This is a genomic window from Micromonospora sp. RTBAU3-60 (genome assembly GCF_054963695.1).
The window spans coordinates 195,518-213,913 of the sequence record NZ_JBUEGB010000006.1; the positions used below are offsets into that span (position 1 = coordinate 195,518).

Genomic DNA, 18,396 nt, shown 5'->3' on the forward strand with positions numbered 1-18,396 from the left:
GACGCCCACTCCGCGGAGGTTCCCGTGTCCCGACGTCTCGCCACCGTCCTCGCTTCCGGCGCGTTCGCGCTGCTCACCGCGGTCGGTGTCGCCTCGCCCGCGCACGCCGCGGTGAGCCGCGACCAGAAGCTCAGCGTGCTGTCGAGCTGGACCCAGACCAGCGCCACCAGCTACAACGCCTGGAACGCTGGCCGGCTCAACAAGGCCGCCTGGTCCGCGTACGCCTTCGACTGGTCGACCGACTACTGCTCGTCCAGCCCGGACAACCCGCTCGGCTTCAACTTCAGCCTCTCCTGCTACCGGCACGACTTCGGCTACCGCAACTACAAGGCGATGGGCGTCTTCTCCGCCAACAAATCGCGCCTCGACAGCGCCTTCTACGCGGACCTCAAGCGGGTCTGCGCCACCTACAACGCAGTCGTCCGGCCGGCCTGCTACAGCCTGGCCTGGACGTACTACGAGGCGGTCAGCATCTTCGGCTCGGTGGCCGCCGTCCAGCAGGCCGACATCGACCGCGCCGCCCGCATGAAGGCCGACGCCGAACGCCGCGCCGCCCTGTCCTCCTGACCCACCCCGCCCGGTTGATCGAGAAGTTCGCGTCGCTTCCCGCCGGCATCCCGACGCGAACTTCTTGATCATCCTGCGGTGTGGCGGCGCGGGGCCGGGGCGAAGGAGCTGGTGGGGGCGGTGAAGCGGCGGGAGCCGGGGGCCAGGTCGGGATGGTCGACGCCGAGGGCCAGGGTGGCCGCCTCCTCCAGGGCCAGCTCACCGCCCGCGCCGTACGCGGCGTCGAACGCCGCGTCGCCGAGCGCCCGGCGCAGCTCCGCCTGCCGGGCCAGCCAGTACGGCCCGTAGATGCCGGGGGTGGCCCGCAGGTTCGCCCGGGTGGCCTGGGCCGCGCCGAAGAGCCGGGCCGCGGTCACCGGGTCCCCGCCCAGCGCGCAGCGCACCGCGATCGCGTTCACCGTGTCGCAGGCCCGGCCCAGGTAGCCCTGGTGCATCCGGGACCGGAGCGCCGCCAGCAGGTGCTCGTGCGCGGCGACCAGGTCGTCCCGGGCCAACGCCACCATGCCGAGGAGCATGTCCACCGAGCGGCGCCCCCGCTCGACCGGGCGGGCCGCCTCGACCGGGCGGGCCGCGCCGAGCAGCTCGGCCGCCTCGTCCAGCGCGCCCCGCCGCCAGAGCAGCTCGGCGAGGTTGTAGACGGCGTGCAGGGCGTCGGAGACCACGCCCTGGGCATACGCCCAGTCGATCACCTCGCGGCAGACCCGTTCCGCCTCGGCGAACTGTCCCATGTCGACCAGCGGCGCGGCCCGGCCCGCCAGCACCCGGGCGAGCAGCCCCAGGTCGCCGGCCTGCCGGGCGGCCGCCTCGGCCCGCTGCGAGTAGCGCAGCTCCTCGGCGAACTCGCCGTCCGCGCCGGCGTGCAACGAGTGCATGTGATACGCCGCGGCCAGCTCCGCCTCCGGGATCACCTCGCCGGTCTCGGCCATCCGGCCGTACAGCCGGAACAGCCAGAGGCGTCCCTCCCGGGCCAGCCCCCGCTCGCGCCACCACTGGTCCAGCCCGCCCGCCAGCCGCAGCCCGGTACGCGCGCTGCCGCCGGTGGCGCACCAGCGCAGCGCGGCCCGCAACTCCCCGGCGAGCGGGTCGAGCGCGTACAGGGAGAGGGTGACCGGCCGGCCGTCCGGGCCCAGGTGGACGCGTTGCAGGGCGTGGCTGCACCAGGCGACGTGCCGGTCCCGGGCGGTCTCCTCCTCGCCGGCCTCGACCAGCCGCCGGGCCGCGTACGCCCGGATCGGGTCGAGCATCCGGTAGGTGCTGCCCGAGGCGTGCGGCTCGGCCAGCACCATGGACTTGTCCACCAGCACCGACAGCGGGTCGAGCGGGTCCTCGTCGAGCAGCCACTGCACCGTCGGCAGGTCCACCGGGCCGGCGAAGACCGCCAGCCAGCGCAGCAACCGGGCCGAGCGCGCCCCGAGCGTCCGGTACGACCAGGTGACCGTGGCCTGCATGGTCAGGTGCCGTTCGGCGGCAGAGCGGTGCACCGCGGGGGTCGCCGGGGCGGGTCCGGCCGCCACCAGGTCGACCGGGTCGCTGCGCCACCCGGCCTCCGCCAGCGGGGAAGGCTCCGGCGTGTCCCGCCCGGCGTCCAGCGTGCCCAGCATGTCGTCGAGCCGCTCGGCGAGCTGTCCGGCGGAGAGCACCCGCAGCCGCGCCGCGGCCAGCTCGATGGCGAGCGGCAGCCCGTCCAGCCGGCGGACCACCCGGCGCAGGTCGGTCTGTTCGGCGGGATCCGGCGCCCGGCCGCCCCGGGCCGCCGCCGTCCGGGCCAGCAGCAGGGCCACCCCGTCGCTCTCCGCGCCGTCGGGGCGGGGGTCCACCGACAGCGGCGGGATCCGCCACACCGCCTCACCGGGGAGGCCGAACGACTCCCGGCTGGTGGCGAGCACCCGGACGTCCCGGGCACCGGCCAGCAGGCGGGAGATCACCTCGGCCGAGGCCGCCGGCTGGGCGTCGCAGGTGTCCAGGACTACCAGCATCCGGCGGGCAGCCGCGTACTCCACCAGGGTGTCCACCATCGGCCGGCCGGGCTCCGGGCGGAGCCCGAGCACCGCGGCGATCTCGAACGCCACGAGGCCCGGGTCGGTCACCGCCGCGACGTCGACGAACCACACCCCGTCCGGGTACGCCTCGACGATCCCGGCGGCCAGCTCCACCGCCAGCCGCGTCTTGCCGGCGCCGCCCGCGCCCAGCACCGTCACCAGCCGGTACGTCTCGACCAACCGCTTCAGCTCGCCCCGTTCCACCTCCCGCCCGACGAACGAGGTGACCTGGGTGGGCAGGTTGTGCGCCACCGCGTCGGCGGTGCGCGGCCGGGGGAAGCTCCGTTCCAGGCCGGGCGCCAGCAGCTGAAACAGCCGCTCCCGGTCGTCGAAGCCGCGCAGCCGGTGCAGCCCGAGGTCCAACAGGGACGCTCCGTCCGGCAGCGGGTCGGCGTGCCGGACGGTCGCCCCCGAGCACAGCACCTGTCCACCATGGGCGGCGGCGGCCACCCGGGCCGCCCGGTGCACCTCGGGACTGGCGTACTCGCCGTCGCGGGGCTCCACGTATCCGGTGTGCAGGCCCATCCGGACCCGCGGTGCGGCCTCCGGCGTGGGCCAGTCGTGGCTGGTCAGGGCCCGTTGGGCGGTCAGGCAGGCGGTGACGGCCGCGGCCGCGTCCGGGAAGGCGAGGAAGAACGAGTCGCCCTCGGTCAGCAGCTCCGCCCCGTCGGCCAGCGTGTGGCGCAGCAGCCGCCGGTGTTCCCGCAGCACCGGCGGGTAGCCGGAACCGAGCAGCTGGGCCAGCCGGGTGGAACCCTCGATGTCGGTGAACACGAAGGTCACCCATCCGCTCGGGAGGTCGATCCGTGGCGACATGCGTGGAACCTCCGCCCCGTGACGTCGGGCTTCATGCTGCCCTATGGTCAGGCGATCACGCATCGTGAGAACGGCCGGGCAGAGCCCGACCCAAGGTGCCACCGGGTGACCCCCGCGGCACGGTCGGATCAACCGGCGAGCCGAGGTCGGCCCGGGACGTCAGCAGCCGCAGGCACCGCCGCAGCAGCCGCCGCCGGCCGGGGCGGACCCCCCGCCCACCGGGCCGCCGCCGCCGCGGCCGGTGACCGCGACAGTGGACAGCAGCTTCACGGTGTCGGCGTGCCCCTGCGGGCAGGACGCCGGCTGGCCGGCCTCGGCCATCGGCCGGTTGACCTCGAAGGTGTCGCCGCAGGCGCGGCAGCGGAACTCGTACCGGGGCATGCCACCAGCGTACGGCCGGGTCTGACGTTACGGCGGACATGGGTGATACTCGACGGGTGGTGGACGGCGAGGAGCGATCGATGGTTCGACCCCTGCGACCAGCCGTACCGCCCGACGGGGCGGCCGGGCCGATTCCCGTCCCCCGCCCGCGGCCGGCCACGGAACCGAGCCCGACCAGTCCCGCCGCGAGCGGCCTGCAGCCGACGCCGGCCGACGGCCTTGACCCGAAGCCGCAGCCGACGGCCGCCACCGCCGACGGCACGAAGGCCCCGACCACCCCGGCGGACGCCCCTGGGGCCAAGTCCGAGCCGATCCCGGCCGACGCGAAGCCGGCAACGGATACGGCGGACGCCACCGACACAAATGCCAAGCCCGAGCCGGCCCCGGCCGACGCGAAGCCGGCAACGGATACGGCGGACGCCACCGACACAAATGCCAAGCTGGCCCCGGCTGACGCGAAGCCGGAGCCGGGCTCGGCGGACGCCACCACCGCGAGCGGCGCCGAGCCGAAGGCGGGCGGTCGGCGGCGGCGGATGCCGTTCGCGCACGCGGTCCGGATGCCGCCCCGGCGGCTCGCCGCCGCCGCGGGCCGGGCCACCCGGGACTGGTCGCGCCGCCCGAGCGGGCGGACCACCCTACCCGGTCTCTTCCTGCTCGTCCTGGTCGCGGCCACCGCGGTGGCCGGCGCGCTGCTGGTGCCGGCGGCCATCCGCAAGCCGCAGCCGGTCGCCGTCGACGCCACCGCGACCGCGCCGCTGGGCGGCGTACCCCAGGGCGGCGTGACGCCCGGCGCGACCGGCCTGCCCCCGGGGCTGCCCGGCCTGGCGACCGGGACGCCGCCGATCGGCGGGCAGCCGACCACGCCGACGCCGACCGGCCGCCCGGCCGACGTGCTGGCCGGGTGGGCCCAGCGGGTGAGCGGGCCGACCGGCATCCCGGTGGTCGCCCTGCAGGCGTACGGCTACGCCCAGCTGGTGCTCGAACAGACGCACCGGAGCTGCCAGCTCAGCTGGACCACGCTGGCCGCGATCGGATACGTCGAGTCCCGGCACGGTTCGGCCAACGGCGCCACCCTGCAGCCCAACGGCGTCGCCTCGCCGGAAATCCTCGGTGACCTGCTCGACGGGCAGGGTGGGCGGTCCCGGATCCTCGACACCGACAAGGGTGTGCTCGACGGCAACACCGTCTACGACCGAGCGCTCGGCCCGATGCAGTTCATCCCGAGCACCTGGCAGGAGATCGGCACGGACGCCGACAACGACGGCGCCAAGAACCCGCACGACATCGACGACGCCGCCCTGGCCGCCGGCCAGTACCTGTGCAAGGGCGGCCGGAACATGACCATCCCGGGCGACTGGTGGAACGCCATCCTCTCCTACAACGACGTGCGCCGGTACGCCCAGGACGTCTTCAACAAGGCGAACGAGTACGGACGGCTGAGCGGCACGTGACGTAACCGGTTGCCTACATTCGAGAACTGGACCCTTCCCCCGAGCAGCCGTTGCCGGCAAGCTAGACGGGTGATGGTGCGCGAGTGGGACCCTCGAACCGCGTCGTCCGCCGAGATCGCGTCGCTGCTGGACACGCTGAACGCGGTCCTGACGGCCGACCTGCCGCAGGACCCGCCCTGGCGGGAGAGTTCCCTGCGGGAATACCTCTCCGAGGTCATGCCCGGTGAACGGCGGATCTCCTGGGTCGCGCACGACGAGCCGGCCCCGGACGGCACCCCGGGTCCGATGCTGGGGCACGTCAACGTGCTGCTGCTCGGCGGCATCGGGGTGCTGGAGGTGCTGGTGCACCCCGACGCCCGGCGCTCCGGGCTCGGCCGCGAGCTGGTGCGGGTGGCCGCCCGCCGGGTCTGGGACGAGGGCTTCCAGTCGATCGGCGTGGAGGTGGTCGGCGACACCCCGGCCGTGGCGTTCTACGAGGCGCTCGGCTTCATCCGGGAATACGTGGAGACCCGCAGCGTGCTCGACCTGCGCACGGTGGACTGGCCGGCGCTGGCCGAGATGGCCACCGGCGTGGGCGCCGGCTACCACCTCGAGTTCTGCCCGGGCGGCCCGCCGGACGACCTGATCGAGGCGTACGCGCGGGCCAAGGCCGAGGTGCGCGACGTGGACGACGGCGAGCTGCGGCCGAGCTCATACGACCCGCAGCGGCTGCGGGACAGCCTGGACACGCTGCACCGGCGGGGCATGAAGCCCTACATCGTGCTCGCCCTGCACGAGCAGACCGGCGAGGTGGCCGGGCTGACCGAGGTGGTGGTGCCGGCGCAGCACCCGACCCGGGCCGACCAGTACGACACCATCGTCGTCCGGGACCACCGCGGCTACGGCATCGACCGGGCCATCAAGGCGCGGATGCTGCTGGAGCTGCGCTCGGCCGAGCCGGAGCTGGCCGAGGTGCAGACCTGGAACGCGCAGGCCAACGAGGCGATGTTGAAGGTCAACGCGGAGCTGGGCTACCGCCCCGACCGGGAGTGGTGCGAATACGGCGTCGACGTCGCCGAGCTGGTGCACCGGCTCGACAGTCAACGCTGACGGAAATTCACCAACGGGCCGCCCGGGGGATGGACGCCGGACCGGGCCGGCTCTTAACGTTCGTTAGTTCCCGTCCACCATCGTGGAGGCACCATGCGCCCGCGCCGCACCTTCGCCGCGCTCGCGACGACCGCCGCCGTCACCGTGACGGCCATCGGCGTCGCACCCCCCGCGGCCAGCGCCGCGCCCACCGACCTGTTCATCTCCGAGTACGTCGAGGGCCTGTCCAACAACAAGGCCATCGAGCTCTACAACGGCACCGGCGCCCCGGTCGACCTGGCCGCCGGCAGCTACCAGCTCCAGTTCTTCTTCAACGGCGCCACCACGTCGACGAACGTCGCGCTGAGCGGCACGGTCGCCCCCGGCGACGTCTTCGTCTTCGCCGCCGCCACGGCCGCGCCCGCGATCCTCGCCCAGGCCGATCAGACGTACGGCGGTTCGCTCTACAACGGCGACGACGCGGTCGTGCTGCGCAAGGGCGGCAGCGTGCTCGACTCGATCGGGCAGGTCGGCGTCGACCCGGGCACCGAGTGGGGCACCGGGCTCACCAGCACGGCCGACAACACCCTGCGCCGGCTGCCCTCGGTGACCTCCGGCGACACCGCCCCGTCGGATCCGTTCGACCCGGCCGCACAGTGGGCCGGTTTCCCCACCGACACCTTCGACGGGCTGGGCAGCCACACCATCGACGACGGCGGCCCGGTCGACCAGCCGCCGGCGCTGAGCTGCGGCGGCACCCTGACCGTCGAGGCGGGCGGCACGGCGACCCGCCAGGTCACCGCCACCGACGCCGACGACACCGTCACCGACCTCGCGGTCACCGGGGTCAACCCGGCGCCGGCGAGCGGCTCGATCAGCCGTACCGCGTTCAGCCCGGCCACCGGGGTCGGCGGCACGGCCACCGCGACGCTGACCGCGACCGGCCTCCCGGCCGGCTCGTACGCGGTCACCGTGACCTCGACGGACGCCGACGGTGGCAGCGCCACCTGCACCCTCACCGTGCAGGCCACCGCGGTGCTGTCGGTGGGCGAGGTGCAGGGTCCGACCCGCGACGACGAGGACGGCAGCACCGATCGGTCGCCGCTCGCCCCGGCCAGCGGCAACGGCACCAGCTCCGTCCTCTACGACGTGCGCGGCGTGATCACCCAGAAGTCGCTCACCCGCAGCTCCGCCGGGGCCGACCAGTACGGCTTCTACCTGCAGAGCCGCACGGGCACCGAGGACGGCGACCCGCTCAGCTCGGACGGCATCTTCGTCTTCATGGGCTCGTTCACCACGCTGATCGGCGGCTACGCCCCGACCGTCGGTGACGAGGTGGTGCTGCGCGGCCGGGTCTCCGAATACTTCAACCAGACCCAGCTCTCCAGCGCCTCGCTGGTGCGCAAGCTCGACTCGGGGCTGGACGTGGACAGCGTCGTGCAGGTCGACGACGCCGTGCCGCCGGCCGACGCGGCCGCCGCCAACCGGTACTGGGAGCGGCACGAGGGTGCCCGGATGCGGGTCCGCTCCGGCAGCGGCGTCTCCGCGCCGCGGCACATCTACACCTCGACGGCCGACTCCGAGATCTACGTGGTGGACCGCGAGGACCCGATCATGCAGCGGACCGACCCGTACGCCCGCCGGGTGTTCCGGGACGCGCACCCGCTGGACGACATCCCGGGCACGCTCTTCGACAACGGCAACAACCAGCGCATCCTGCTGGGCGCCGGCGGCGTGAAGGCGACCGCCGGGGACTCGGCCGCGCTGCTGCCCGAGGCCCGCACGTACGACACCCTCACCGAGGACGCCTACGGGGCCATCTCGTACGCGTTCAGCAAGTACAGCGTGCAGCCGGAGCAGCTCACGCTGACCGGTGGCGCGGACCCGGCGGAGAACAATCCGCCGCAGCCGGCGGACCGGCACGCCGAGGTCGCGGTCGCCACCTACAACCTGGAGAACCTGTACGACTACCGGGACGACCCGTTCGACGGCTGCGACTTCGCCGGCAACGCGGGCTGCACCGGGGTCACCCCGCCGTTCGACTACGTGCCGGCCAGCGAAGAGGCGTACGCCAGCCGGCTGAACGTGGAGGCCCGGCAGATCGTCCAGGCGCTGCACAGCCCGGATCTGATCATGGTGCAGGAGGCCGAGGACCAGGACATCTGCTCGGTGGTCGACGGCAAGCTGGCCTGCGGGGACACGAACAACGCCGACGGCGCGCCGGACACCGTCCAGGAGCTGGCGCTGGCCATCGCGGCCAACGGCGGCCCCGCCTACGCGGCGGCGTACGACCGGACCGGCTCGGACGCCCGGGGCATCACCTCGGCGTTCCTCTACCGCAGGGACCGGCTGACCCTGGCCCAGGCCACCGCGACCGACCCGCTGCTGGGCACCACCCCGACCGTGCAGTACCGCTCGGCGGGGCTGCCGTCCAACACGGACGTGCAGAACCCGAAGGCGTTCAACGCGGTGCTGCCGGCCGACGTGGACCGCTCCACCGGCGTGGACGGCGCCAACGTCTACACCCGGGCGGCCCAGCTGGCCAAGTTCACCGTGGCGGCGGCTCCGGGCTCGGCCGAGCACTACTCGCTCTACGCGATCAGCAACCACTTCTCGTCCGGGCCGGACAGCCGGGTCGGGCAGCGGCGGGAGCAGGCCGCGTACGGGGCCGCGCTGGTGCAGGCCATCGAGGCGAGCGACCCGGACGCCCGGGTCATCTACGGCGGTGACCTGAACGTCTTCCCGCGGCCGGACGACCCGATCGCCACCGGGGCGAACCCGACCCCGTCGGACCAGCTCGCCCCGCTGTACCAGGCGGGGATGCACAACCTCTGGGACGATCTGGCGGCGGACATGCCGGCGGCGGCGTACTCGTACACCTTCAGCGGGCAGGCGCAGACGCTGGACAACCTGTTCGCCAACGACAAGCTCCACGGCGACCTGGTGCAGATCCGCGCGGCGCACATCAACGCCGACTACCCGACCGACGCCGAAGGCCTCGGTGACCGGGGTGCCAGCGACCACGACCCGCAGGTGGCCCGGTTCCGCTCCCGGGCGTCGCTGAGCGTGGCCGACGCCTCGGTCGCGGAGGGCAACAAGGGCGACACAACCCTGACGTTCACGGTGTCCGTGTCCCGGCCGCTGTCCGAGCCGGCCCTGATCTGCGCCACCACCTACGGCACCACCGCCCAGGCCGGGTCGGACTACGACCCGTACGTGGGCTGCCGGACGCTGGCGGCGGGCCAGACCTCGCTGGCGTTCCCGGTGACCGTCCGCGGTGACAAGAAGGCCGAGGCGGACGAGCAGCTCACCCTGTACGTGGCCGGCGTGCCGGGGCTCCGGCTCGCCGACCCGGTCGCCGTCGGCACCATCCTGAACGACGACTGACGCTCGCGTCCACGACAACGGCCCGTCGCCCGGCTCAACTGCCGGGCGGCGGGCCGATCCCGTAGGTGCGCCGTCGCGGCCGGGGCGGCGGCGGTACGCCCCGGTACTTGGCTACCCGCACCTCCCACTGGCTGCGCCGACGCAGGGCGTCCCGGACCGCCCGATCGCGGTAGAAGGTCTCCGGTGGCCGCGCCACGGGCATCCGGCTGCGCGCCCGGCCGGGCGGCGGGTCAGAGGTCGCAGAGCCGGCGGCCGGAGCGAATGTCGTCGAGGGCGGCGTGCAGCTCGGCGATCCGCCGTTCCGCTTCCGCGGTCAGCCGGTCGTGCAGCGTCTGCCAGTCGGCCAGGTCGGGCTGCGGCGGCAGAGCGGCCAGCAGGTCCCGGATCTCGCCCACGCTCAGGCCGATCCGCTGGGCGACCCGGGCGACTCGCACCCGGCAGGCCGCGTCGGACTCGAACCGGCGCTGGTTGCCGCTGGTCCGGGTAGCCGCGATCAGGCCCTCCCGCTCGTAGAAGCGGATCGCGGAACCGCTCACCCCGCTCTCCCGGGCCACCTCGCCGACCGTCAACGTGCCCACCGTCACCCCTCCGCGCAGCTTGACTTCAACAATTGTTTCAGTTTTAGCGTCAAGCGCATGACGACGCAAGATTCCCGGAACCCGCTCACTGTCGCCGTGATCGTCGGCAGCGTCCGCCAGCCCCGGATGGGCCGGCTCGTCGCCGACTGGTTCACCGACCGGGCCGCCCGCCGCACCGACGTGCGGGTCGACCTGGTCGACCTGGCCGAAGTGGCGCTCCCCCTCGCCGACACCCCGCCCGGCGGCAACCCGGACAGCCCGATCGCCGACCGGCTGGCCGCCGCGGACGGGTTCGTGGTGGTCACCCCGGAGTACAACCACAGCTTCCCGGCCGCGCTCAAGAACGCGATCGACTGGCACCACCGGGAGTGGGCCGCCAAGCCGGTCGCCTTCGTCTCGTACGGCGCCGGCTCGGGCGGAATCCGCGCGGTCGAGCAGCTCCGGCTGGTCTTCGCCGAACTGCACGCCGCCACCATCCGCACCGGGGTGTTGCTCACCGCCCCGTGGGAGCGCCTCGACCAGCAGGGCCGGCTGGTTGACGACGGGCCGCTGGGCAAGGCCGCCGACGCGACGCTCGACGAGCTCGCCTGGTGGGGCGAGGCGCTGCGGACGGCCCGCCGCAACCGGCCGTACGGGAGCTGAGATGGACCGCGCCGCCTACCGCCTCGGCTGGTACCTGACCCTCGGCGGCCTGCTCGCCGTCATCGACACCACGGTGATGGTGGTCGCCGTGCCCCGGCTGACGGAGGAGTTCGACGCCGATCTCCCCACCATCGGCTGGGTCACCAGCGCGTACGCGCTCGCCCTGGTCGCGGTGATGCCCACCGCGGCCTGGGTGATCGGCCGGTTCGGCGCCCGGCGCGCCTACCTGGCCGCGCTGGCCCTGTTCACCGCCGGTTCGCTGCTGGCTGGCTGCGCCTGGGGCGTCGGCCCGCTGATCGTCTTCCGGGTCGTCCAGGGCTTGGGCGGCGGCCTGCTCAACCCGGTCGGCATGGCGATCGCGCTGGCCGCCGTGCCACCCGATCGGCGCGGCCGGATGATGAGCCTGGCGGGTCTGCCGGTCCTGATCGGCCCGCTGGTCGGGCCGATCCTCGGCGGTACGCTGCTCGACCACGCCTCCTGGCGGTGGATCTTCTGGATCAACCTGCCGATCGGGGTGGTGGCGGTGCTGCTCGGCCGCTGGGTGCTGCCGGTCACCGACCCCCGGCCCGGCGCCCGGCTGGACGTACCCGGGCTGCTGCTGCTCTGTCCCGGACTCGCCCTGGCCGTGTACGGGCTCAGCGTCACCGGTGACCGGAGCGGGCTGCTGAGCGCACCGGTGCTGGTCCCGCTCCTGGCCGGCGCTGCGCTGGTGGTGGTGTTCGTCCGGCGGGCCGGCCGGGTGCCGCACCCGCTCCTGCGGCTGTCCGTGCTGGGTACCCCGGGCATGGCGGCCGGCGCGGCCACGGTCGGCCTGTTCGCCGCCGGCTACTTCGGTTCGTTCCTCATCGCTCCGGCGTACGTGCAGATCGTGCGGGGCGACTCGGCCACCCTCGCCGGCACGATCGGCATCCCGCAGGCACTGGCCACCGGGCTGATGCTCCAGGTCGCCACCCGGCTGGTGGACCGGGTCTCCCCGCGGCTGGTCGTCGGGCTCGGCATCGCGACCGCGCTGGCCGGCACGGTGGCCCGGGTGGCGGTGCTCGACGCGCACACCTCGTACCCGTTGCTCGCGGCGCTCGGCGCGGTGACCGGACTGGGCACGGGCGCCACGTTGATGCCGACCATGGCGGCGGCCAGCCGCCGGCTGTCCCGGGTCGACATCCCGTCCGGGACGGCGCTGCTCACCACCGTCTCGAACACCGCGGTGGCCGCCGGCACCGCCCTGATCGCGGCCCTGCTCGCCTGGCTGGTGGGCCGGTTCGCCCCCGGGCTGGGCGAGGACGGGATCGTCGCCGCTGCACGGCTCGCGCCCGCCGAACGGACCGCGTACGCCGCCGACCTGGCCCGGGCCGTACAGCTCACGCTGGCGGCGTCCGGAGTGCTGCTGGCGCTGGCATGGCTGACCAGCCGGCGGCTGCCCGCCGACAGGTCCACCCCGGCGACCGGCGACACCGGACCCGCCGAGGCCCGGCCCCGCGCCGGTCAGGCGGATTCGGTGGGCACGGCTGCGGCGGCTGAGGGCTGACCGGTCAGCCGCCGGCCGTCACCGCTCAGTAGCGTTCGCGGAGCAGCTTGGCTGCCTCGACCGCCCAGTAGGTGAGGATGATCTGCGCCCCGGCCCGGCGGATCGAGGTGAGCGTCTCCAGGATCACCCGCTCGCGGTCGATCCAGCCGTTCGCGGCGGCCGCCTCGACCATCGCGTACTCGCCGGAGACCTGGTAGGCGGCGACCGGGACGTCCACCGCGGCGCGGACCGCCGACACCACGTCGAGGTACGGCAGCGCCGGCTTGACCATCACCATGTCGGCGCCCTCGGCGACGTCCAGCTCCACCTCGCGCAGGGACTCCCGCAGGTTCGCCGGGTCCTGCTGGTAGGCGCGCCGGTCGCCCTCCAGGGCCGATTCGACCGCGTCCCGGAAGGGGCCGAAGAACGCGGAGGCGTACTTGACCGCGTAGGCCAGCACCGCGATGTCCTGGTGGCCGGCAGCGTCCAGGGCCCGGCGGACCACGCCGACCTGGCCGTCCATCATCCCGGACGGGCCGACCACGTGGACCCCGGCGTCGGCCTGGGCGACCGCCATCCGGGCGTACGCCTCCAGGGTGGCGTCGTTGTCCACGTCGCCGTCCGGGGTGAGCAGGCCGCAGTGCCCGTGCGAGGTGAACTCGTCCAGGCACAGGTCGCTCATCACCACGGTGGCGTCACCCACCTCGGCGACGACGTCCCGGATGGCGACGTTGAGGATGCCGTCCGGATCGATGCCGCCCGAGCCGGTGGCGTCCCGCTCGGCGGGCACCCCGAAGAGCATGAGCCCGCCCACGCCGGCCTGGACCGCCTCGACGGCGGCCTTGCGCAGCGAGTCCCGGGAATGCTGGAGCACTCCCGGGAGCGACGCGACGGCTCGTGGCTCGGTCAGCCCCTCCCGGACGAACATCGGCAGCACCAGCTCGGCCGGGTCGACGCGGGTCTCGGAGACCAGCCGTCGCACGGCGGCGTTACGGCGCAGCCGGCGGGGCCGGATGTCGGGGTACGGCACGGGAGCCTCCTGTCAGCGGAACCTCAGGGCGGTCGGGCCCTGCACCTTCGAGCCCCGGCGCTGCTTGGCCGGCATGGCAGCGAGCTTCTCGCGCAGCTCGACGGCGTAGGCGGCGAGCGCCTCCACCAGGTCGGGCACCGAGGCGTGCGCAGGCTGCACGTCGACCCGCAGGCCGAACTCGGTCGCCGTCTCCGCCGTCTTGGGCCCGATGACGGCGACAACGGTACGCGCGTGCGGCTTCCCGGCGATGCCGACCAGGTTCCGGACCGTGGAGGACGAGGTGAAGAGCACCGCGTCGAACCCGCCCGACTTGATCGCGTCGCGGATCTCGGCCGGCGGCGGCGCCGCCCGGACGGTCCGGTACGCGGTCACGTCGTCGACCTCCCAGCCGCGCTCGGTGAGCCCGGCGGCGAGGGTCTCGGTGGCGATGTCGGCGCGCGGCAGCAGCACCCGGCCGACCGGGTCGAGGATCTCGTCGTGCGGCGAGAACTCGGCCAGCAGGCCCTCCGAGGACTGCTCACCCGAGGGCACCAGCTCCGGCTGGATGCCGAACGCCCGCACCGCGTCCGCGGTGGCCTCGCCGATGCAGGCGATCTTGACGCCGCCGAAGTGCCGGGCGTCCAGCCCGTGCTCGGCGAACTTCTCCCAGACCGCCCGGACCGCGTTCACCGAGGTGAAGATCACCCAGGCGTACCGGCCGTCGACCAGGCCCTTGACCGCCCGCTCCATCTGGGCGGGGGTACGCGGCGGCTCGACCGCGATGGTCGGCACCTCGCACGGGATCGCCCCGTACGCGCGCAGCCGCGCGCTCATCACGCCCGCCTGCTCCTTGGTCCGGGGAACGAGCACCTTCCAGCCGTACAGCGGCCGGTTCTCCCACCAGCTCAGCTTGTCCCGCTGGCTGACGCTCTCGCCGATGGTGAGCACGACCCGCCCGGTGAAGCCGAGCGCCGCCGCGACGAACGAGTCCACGGTCGACGTGGTGGTGTACTGCGTCTCGCCGGTGCCGTCACCGGTCACCCCGACGGCGGTGGTGCCGTCCACCCCGGCGGCCAGCAGGCCGTCCCGGATGGCGGCCAGGTCACCGGCGTCCACGGCCAGGGCCAGCGAGCCCCGGCTGACGGCGGCGGCCAGCGCGTCGAAGTCCAGCGCGGTGACGTCCTCGACGTCGGCCACGGTCCGCACCCCCGGCAGCGGCACACCCGCGTAGGTGGCCACGCCCTCGGCCTGGCCGACGCCCGGGACCACCTCGAAGTGCGCAGCGGTACGCGCCACCGCCTGCACCTCCTTGACCACCGAGTCGTGGCCGAACGGGTCACCGGCGACCAGGTGCACCGCGTTCTGCCCGGAGCGGGCCGCGGAGATCAGCACCTTCGCCACGTCCCCCGGTACGCCCTCGGCCGGGCTGAACTGGGCGTCGGACTTGGCCTGGGCACGGACGTGCTCGAGCAGCGACTCGGGGATCCCCCGGTCGTACACCACCTGGTCGGCGTCGACCAGGGCGTCGTGCGCCCGGCGGGTCAGCAGGCCCGGGTCGCCGGGTCCGGCCCCGACGAACGCGATACGGCCTGCGGGCTTACGGGTGCGGGTCATTCTGTGCTCCCAATTTGCTGGGTCCCCGGACCGGCGTGTCCTTCTTGGCCGAGGATCGAGTCGGCGCCGAGTTCGAGGAGTTCGGCGGCGAGTGCCTTGCCGATCTCCGCCGCGTCGGCGGGCGTTCCGGTGCGGGACAGCCGGAGGTCACGGGTACCGTCCGGGCTGATCACCGCCCCGCGCAGGTAGATCTCCTCACCGGCGTCACCCTCGGCGAGTTCGCCGTAGGCGGCGACGGGCGCGCTGCACCCGGCCTCCAGGGTGGCCAGCAGTGCCCGCTCCGCGATGACCGCGGCGCGGGACGGTGCGTGATCGAGCAGCGCGAGCAGCTCGACCAGGTCCTGGTCGTCGACCCGGCACTCCACCGCCAGCGCGCCCTGGGCGGGCGCGGGCAGCATCAGCATCGGGTCGAGCGTCTCGGTGATCACGTCGGTCCGGTCCAGCCGGGCGAGCCCGGCCCGGGCCAGCACGACGGCGTCGAGGTCGGCGTCCGGGCCGAGCACCCGGCCGAGCCGGGTGTCCACGTTGCCCCGGATCGAGGTGACCTCGAGCTGCATGCCCAGCGCGTGCAGCTGGGCGATGCGGCGCAGCGCGCCGGTGCCGACCCGCGCGCCGGGCGGCAGCTCGGCGAGCGTACGGCCGCCGCGGGCGACCAGCGCGTCGCGAGGGTCCTGCCGGGGCGGCACGGCCGCGATGTGCAGGCCGGGGGCGCCCGCCGTGGGCAGGTCCTTGTACGAGTGGACGGCGAAGTCGATTACGCCGGCGGTCAGCGCGTCCCGCAGCGCGGAGACGAAGACGCCGACGCCGAGCCGGTGCACCGGGGCCGAGGAGCGGTCGCCGGCGGTGACCACCTCGACCAGCTCGACCTCGCGGCCGGTGGCCGCGGTGAGGGCCGCGGCCACGTGGCCCGACTGGGCCATCGCCAGGGCGCTGCCCCGGGTGCCGAGGCGCAGGGGGGCGGTCATCGCGCACCTCCGGTGGGTGGGACGTCCACGGCGTCGAACGACGGGCGGCCGTCGGTGTCGGTCGCCACCACGTCGGGCACGGTGTCGACCGGGGAGGTCTGCGGCACCTCCAGGTCGAACAGCTCCCGCAGCAGGGCGGCGTACTGGTCGCCGCCCTGCTCGGCGGCGAGCTGGCGCACCCGTACGGTCGGCTGGTGCAGCAGCCGCTGCACCACCCGGTGCACGGTGCGGGCGACCTCGGCGCGCTGGTCGTCGGTGAGGTCGGGACGGCGCTGGGCGAGCCGGCGCAGCTCGGCGGTGACCACGTCGTCGGCGCGTCCGCGCAGCGCGGCCACGGTGGGCGCCACGTCCGCGCCGCGCAGCCAGCTGAGGAACGCCTCGACCTCGCCGCTGACGATCCGGGCCACCTCGGCGGCGTCGGCGGCGGCCGGGCCGTCGGCGAGGATGGCCGCCATCCGGTCGATGTCGATCACTTCGACGCCGGACAGCACGGCGACACCCTCCTCGACGTCGCGCGGGACGGCCAGGTCGAGCAGGACCAGCGGGCCCCGGCCGGCGTCCCGCCGGGCCAGCGCCCGGGTCACCACGTCGCGGGTGAGGACCGGTTCGGTGGCCGCGGTGGCGGCCACTACGATGTCCACTGTGGAAAGCGCGTCGACCAGCTCGGCCATCGGCACGGCGTTCGCGCCGTACGATTCGGCCAGCCGGACGGCCCGGTCGGCGCCCCGGTTGGTCACGGTGAGCGGCCCGGCGCCCAGCCGGGAGAGGGTGGCCACGCCGAGCGAGCCCATCGCACCCGCGCCGACCACCATGGCGGGCCGACCGGCCAGGTCGCCGTCGAGCAGGTCGGCGGCCAGGTCCAGGGCGGCGGTGACGACGCTCTGACCGGCCCGGTCGATGTTGGTCTCGGCGTGCGCGCGCTTGCCCACCCGCAGCGCCTGCTGCATCAGCTCGTGCAGCAGCCGGCCGGCGGAGTCGGCGCCGCTGGCCGAGTGGTAGGCGTCCCGGAGCTGGCCGAGGATCTGCGCCTCGCCGACCACCATCGAGTCCAGCCCGGCGGCCACCCGGAAGACGTGGTCGACGGCGGCGGCGTCGTAGTGCACGTAGAGGTGGTTGGCGAGCGCCGCCGGGGCGCAGCCGGCCTGCTCGGCCAGGACCGCGCAGATGTCGCCGAGGCCGCCGTGGAAGCCGGAGACGGCCGCGTACACCTCCACCCGGTTGCAGGTGGAGACGAGCACGGCCTCGGCGACGTACGGCTGGGCGACCAGGCGGTCCAGGGTGCGGGTGAGGTCGGCAGGCGGGACCGCCAGCTGCTCCAGCGTGGCGACCGGGGCGGTGCGGTAGGACGCGCCGACGACGAGCAGTTTCACGTGCCGATCGCCTCCTGGTTGTCGGTGGCCGCGAGACCGCCGGGCAGGGCGGTGAGGGCGGACCCGCCGGTGGCGGGGAGCGCGGTCAGCGACGCCTTGCGGTGCTCGTGGAAGGACAGGATCTGCAGCTCGATCGCGAGGTCGACCTTGCGCACGTCGACCCCCTCCGGAACCGAGAGTACGCACGGCGCGAAGTTGAGGATGCTCGTCACGCCGACCGCGACCAGCTGGTCGGCCACCGCCTGCGCGGCCGACGCCGGGGTGGCGATCACGCCGATCGAGATCGACTCCTCGGTGGCGACCCGGGGCAGCTCGTCGACGTGCCGGACGACCAGCCCGTTGATCTCCTCGCCGACTCGGGACGGGCTGGCGTCGAAGAGCGCGGCGATCCGGAAGCCGCGGCTGGCGAAGCCGTCGTAGCCGGCCAGAGCGTGACCGAGATTACCCACGCCGACGAGGGCGACCGAGCGGCACTGGGTGAGCCCGAGCACCGACTCGATCTGGTCGATCAGCAGGGCGACGTCGTAGCCCACCCCGCGGGTGCCGTACGAGCCGAGGTGGGAGAGGTCCTTGCGCAGCTTCGCCGAGTTCACCCCGGCGGCGTTGGCCAGTCCCTCGCTGGACACCGTTTCGTGACCGGTTTCGGCGAGATTGTGCAGGGCACGGAGGTATTCCGGGAGCCGAGCGACGGTCGCCTCGGGCAGGTCCGGGAGCGCCGGTACGGCACCGGCGCGACCGGGCGCGCCAGGGTGACGGTGCTGACTCATGAGACTCCGTGCGGTGCGATCCTCGACCAGCGTCGGTGGCCGGTCGTTCCGGGACTCCCGCTGGCGACCGATGGTGCCGGCTGTGCTAGCAGGGCGCGTCGGAACTACAGAGTAGGCGCTTGTGAAGGGGTGCACAAATCGCGATCTTGCTGGCCCGCGACGTGCCTCCACCTGCCCCTCCATTTCACAAGATCGATTGAGCGCGCTTAGTCGGCGCCGCTCGGCGATTATTGCTCAA

At 74.2% G+C, this 18,396-nt stretch carries 15 protein-coding genes; 6 read left to right on the forward strand and 9 right to left on the reverse strand.

Annotated features, from left to right (window positions below):
- Nucleotides 1–24 precede the first annotated feature (24 nt).
- Nucleotides 25–567: a phospholipase gene (locus ACY34I_RS08810; protein WP_462754110.1), complete on the forward strand. Its 543-nt coding sequence runs from the start codon at nucleotides 25–27 to the stop codon at nucleotides 565–567.
- A gap of 68 nt (nucleotides 568–635) precedes the next feature.
- Here ACY34I_RS08810 and ACY34I_RS08815 read toward each other — a convergent pair whose 3' ends face one another.
- Complete coding sequence (locus ACY34I_RS08815) at nucleotides 636–3,422, reverse strand: ATP-binding protein (RefSeq protein ID WP_462754112.1); 2,787 nt, start codon at nucleotides 3,420–3,422, stop codon at nucleotides 636–638.
- 159 nt (nucleotides 3,423–3,581) lie between these two features.
- Nucleotides 3,582–3,803, reverse strand: coding sequence for an FmdB family zinc ribbon protein (locus tag ACY34I_RS08820; protein ID WP_462754114.1), 222 nt, complete (start codon nucleotides 3,801–3,803; stop codon nucleotides 3,582–3,584).
- A 56-nt stretch (nucleotides 3,804–3,859) separates the two neighbouring features.
- Between ACY34I_RS08820 and ACY34I_RS08825 the strand changes: the two genes are divergently transcribed.
- The 3 genes from ACY34I_RS08825 (at nucleotide 3,860) to ACY34I_RS08835 (ending at nucleotide 9,709) form a co-directional block, all read left to right on the forward strand.
- Entirely contained in the window at nucleotides 3,860–5,254 is a 1,395-nt protein-coding gene (locus ACY34I_RS08825) for a lytic transglycosylase domain-containing protein (protein WP_462754157.1), read from the forward strand.
- A gap of 72 nt (nucleotides 5,255–5,326) precedes the next feature.
- The gene (locus tag ACY34I_RS08830; RefSeq protein WP_462754158.1) at nucleotides 5,327–6,343 is read left to right on the forward strand and encodes a GNAT family N-acetyltransferase; all 1,017 of its coding nucleotides are present in this window, start codon (nucleotides 5,327–5,329) and stop codon (nucleotides 6,341–6,343) included.
- Nucleotides 6,344–6,436: 93 nt separating this feature from the next.
- Nucleotides 6,437–9,709: a lamin tail domain-containing protein gene (locus tag ACY34I_RS08835; protein WP_462754116.1), complete on the forward strand. Its 3,273-nt coding sequence runs from the start codon at nucleotides 6,437–6,439 to the stop codon at nucleotides 9,707–9,709.
- A gap of 34 nt (nucleotides 9,710–9,743) precedes the next feature.
- On the opposite strand, the gene ACY34I_RS08840 is transcribed toward ACY34I_RS08835, so the two are convergent.
- The gene (locus tag ACY34I_RS08840) at nucleotides 9,744–9,905 is read right to left on the reverse strand and encodes a hypothetical protein (protein WP_462754117.1); all 162 of its coding nucleotides are present in this window, start codon (nucleotides 9,903–9,905) and stop codon (nucleotides 9,744–9,746) included.
- Between the two features lie 34 nt (nucleotides 9,906–9,939).
- The gene (locus ACY34I_RS08845) at nucleotides 9,940–10,287 is read right to left on the reverse strand and encodes a MerR family transcriptional regulator (protein WP_462754118.1); all 348 of its coding nucleotides are present in this window, start codon (nucleotides 10,285–10,287) and stop codon (nucleotides 9,940–9,942) included.
- 57 nt (nucleotides 10,288–10,344) lie between these two features.
- Between ACY34I_RS08845 and ACY34I_RS08850 the strand changes: the two genes are divergently transcribed.
- A complete protein-coding gene (locus ACY34I_RS08850; RefSeq protein WP_462754119.1) occupies nucleotides 10,345–10,929 on the forward strand; it encodes an NADPH-dependent FMN reductase in 585 nt (194 codons plus the stop codon).
- 1 nt (nucleotide 10,930) lies between these two features.
- The gene (locus ACY34I_RS08855) at nucleotides 10,931–12,454 is read left to right on the forward strand and encodes a DHA2 family efflux MFS transporter permease subunit (protein ID WP_462754120.1); all 1,524 of its coding nucleotides are present in this window, start codon (nucleotides 10,931–10,933) and stop codon (nucleotides 12,452–12,454) included.
- A gap of 25 nt (nucleotides 12,455–12,479) precedes the next feature.
- Here the strand turns inward: ACY34I_RS08855 and hemB are convergent, their stop codons facing one another.
- Genes hemB through ACY34I_RS08880 form a run of 5 tightly spaced genes read right to left on the reverse strand, consistent with a single transcriptional unit; the run spans nucleotide 12,480 to nucleotide 18,158 of the window.
- Nucleotides 12,480–13,463, reverse strand: coding sequence for a porphobilinogen synthase (gene hemB, locus ACY34I_RS08860; RefSeq protein WP_462754121.1), 984 nt, complete (start codon nucleotides 13,461–13,463; stop codon nucleotides 12,480–12,482).
- A gap of 12 nt (nucleotides 13,464–13,475) precedes the next feature.
- Nucleotides 13,476–15,056: a bifunctional uroporphyrinogen-III C-methyltransferase/uroporphyrinogen-III synthase gene (locus tag ACY34I_RS08865; protein ID WP_462754122.1), complete on the reverse strand. Its 1,581-nt coding sequence runs from the start codon at nucleotides 15,054–15,056 to the stop codon at nucleotides 13,476–13,478.
- Nucleotides 15,053–16,021, reverse strand: a complete 969-nt coding sequence (hemC, locus tag ACY34I_RS08870; protein WP_462754123.1) for a hydroxymethylbilane synthase — start codon at nucleotides 16,019–16,021, stop codon at nucleotides 15,053–15,055. Before hemC ends, ACY34I_RS08865 begins: the two co-directional genes overlap by 4 nt.
- Nucleotides 16,018–17,391: a glutamyl-tRNA reductase gene (locus tag ACY34I_RS08875; protein WP_462754124.1), complete on the reverse strand. Its 1,374-nt coding sequence runs from the start codon at nucleotides 17,389–17,391 to the stop codon at nucleotides 16,018–16,020. The genes hemC and ACY34I_RS08875 overlap by 4 nt, the downstream gene beginning before the upstream one ends.
- The gene (locus ACY34I_RS08880) at nucleotides 17,388–18,158 is read right to left on the reverse strand and encodes a redox-sensing transcriptional repressor Rex (RefSeq protein WP_462754125.1); all 771 of its coding nucleotides are present in this window, start codon (nucleotides 18,156–18,158) and stop codon (nucleotides 17,388–17,390) included. The genes ACY34I_RS08875 and ACY34I_RS08880 overlap by 4 nt, the downstream gene beginning before the upstream one ends.
- Nucleotides 18,159–18,396: the final 238 nt, after the last annotated feature.